Annotated in this window: 1 protein-coding gene; it reads left to right on the top strand. The window is 55.5% G+C overall.

Features of this window, described 5'->3' with window-relative positions:
- Positions 1 to 1,342: 1,342 nt before the first annotated feature.
- Positions 1,343 to 2,479 (top strand): sensor histidine kinase (locus J2I46_RS33120; RefSeq protein ID WP_229380061.1); only part of this gene is annotated, 1,137 nt, incomplete at its 3' end.

A 2,479-nucleotide genomic window follows, 5' to 3' on the forward strand; every position in this document is an offset into this window, starting at 1 on the left:
TCCCCAAAAAAACGGTCAACTCGCTCATTATAAGCCAACTAAGCCAAAATTCTTCGCTCACTTGTATCCAAATCCCAGACAGGACCCCGCCACGCACTACCGAGCCATTACAATTGTACTTGCATTTCCCGGTGATATATGACCCACTGGTTACATAGCAGGGGCAGTCACCCGAACCGTTGCCTCACCCCTTCAGTAGTGACCGGTTGGCAAACGGGGCAAACGGGCGCTGGGAAGGGTTCCCCAGTCTACCCCGCCAGCTTGTCCATGGCCTGCGTATCGACTTAGTCCCTGAAGAGTCTATGTCACCCGTGGGCCGAGGCGAGGTTACTGCAATGTTGGTGGAATGAGCAGTTGTAGTCTGGCCAGGGTGAGGGCGGAAAACAGGCCCAACCAGGGCTCTTGGTCCCTGGATCAGGCCTGTTTTGCCCGCCCGGGATCAACCCGGATTTCTGATCTATCCAAGGTCAGCGCTGGATCTTCCCATTTTCTCACCGAAAAAAACGGTCATCTTGCTCATCCACAGGCAGATGGCTCAAAATTCTTCGCTCACCAGCATCGAAATCCCAGACAGGACCCCGCCACGCACTACCCCTTCATTACAATTGTAATGCCATTTCCCGGTGATATATGATCGGGTGGTTACATCGGGGGCTAACCGTTGCCTCACTCATTCAGTAGTGACCGGCCCGCAAACAGGGGAAACAGGCGCTGAGAAGAGCGCTCCGATCTGTTTAACCAGGCCGCTGACGGGCTGAGGGGCGAGCTGATGGCTGGTGGGTTCATGTCACCCGTGAGCCGAGGCAGGGTTACTACAATTGGTTGGTGCTGCCAGGGGATCTGGTGGCGAGCGGCTACAGCTCTCCTGCCGCTAAAGGCCTCCAGAATCAGGCCGGTACCTTTTCGTTGGTGCCCCAAGACAAGTACTTCCCCGGAGGCGACAACGGTTAACGTTTCTATTCGCCCCGCAACAGCCGCAACTGAGACTGGCTTTTTCTCAATTCAACCTGGTTTGGCTTGCCAGCCGACTGACAGCGGACTAGGTTTGTGCGCCTGCCCGGCATCGCCCCTTTCTGATCTGCTGCCATGTTTAACAACCGCTCCTTGTCCAGGACCCTGATCTGCCTAGTCCTGGCTGGCCCTGGCGTAGAACTCGTCGGGATGCCTAACTGGCGCAAGCTGATGCTGACCCAGGCTGAATTGAACGCATTGCTTTTTTGGGCGGCTCGTCGTCAGCCTCAAGCTAGGGCGCGCCTTGCTCCCTGGCCCTGGTACGCTGGCCTGTGCCCAACTCTGGGGATTGCTTTCTTGATAGAGGTATCGGTATTCTAAGCAGTAATCTATGACTGGCCAAGCCCTGTTATTTGTCTATTTAGGTGCGGTGGGCACCATCTTTCTGCTCAACGTAGTCCAGTGGAGTTTCTTTCGGAACTGGATATACGGGCTCTTCACGCTTCAAACAGGCATCTGGTTCGTTTATTCGTTCTTTAACCGGCTGGTAGGCGAGGATACTCCCCTGAGTGAGTCGCAAAACATGGCACTCATCAGCCTGGTCAATGGCCTGGTCACCGTTATTTTTCTCGAACTGGCTCACCGGCTCTTTCCTGATGGCCAGCCAGGGTCCCGGCCCGGCACCTGGACAGGCCGGAGCCAGCTCGCCTACGGGTCACTGCTGCTGCTGGAGGTGAGTATGCTGCTGGCCGACGAAAGCTGGCAGCAAACAGGAACTGGGCGGCTGGTGTCAATCACGTACTGGTCGCTTACTAGTCTGATCTACGTGGTGGGCGCAGGCCTGGCTTTTCGCCGACAAGACGTGGTCGGCTGGTTTTTCGCCGTGGGCAGTTTACTGATGCTAGTGCACACGTTTAACACGCTCTTTTACTATACGGGCTTCCCCTGGCAGCTTTCCCAAAGTCCTGAGTCGGTCAACGTCCACGTGCGCCTGCTGAGCAGCGGGCGAATTCTGCAACTGCTTTGCTTTTCATTGGCTCTGGCCTTTCGGCAGCGGCAACTAGCCGTTAGCCAGGCCATCGAACAAACCCAGCAGACGGCGCAGCTGGTGCAGGGGCAACTGGAGAACGAATTGATTGTCCAGCGGCTGGAGCAGGAGAAAATCCAGGTACAGCTGCGGGCCCTGCAGGCTCAGGTGAACCCTCATTTCCTCTTCAACAGCCTTAATACGTTGTCTTTTCTGATTGGTAGTGATCCCGAGCGGGCCGAGGTGTTTCTCGACGAGTTATGTAAGGTGTACCGGTATGTACTACGGGCGAATGAACAGGAGATGACCGATCTGCAAAGTGAACTCCAGTTCATCCGGTCTTACTATCACCTGCTCAAAACCCGCTACGGGGATAGCCTTCACCTGACGATTGATGTGCCCCCTCTCTATGAGTCGTACCTACTGCCTACGCTAACCCTGCAGCTGCTGCTGGAGAATGCGGTTAAGCATAACGTAATTGCCAAAACCAGGCCGCTTTAC

The sequence above is a fragment of the Fibrella forsythiae genome (genome assembly GCF_017353175.1).
GTDB classification, from domain to species: Bacteria; Bacteroidota; Bacteroidia; order Cytophagales; family Spirosomataceae; genus Fibrella; species Fibrella forsythiae.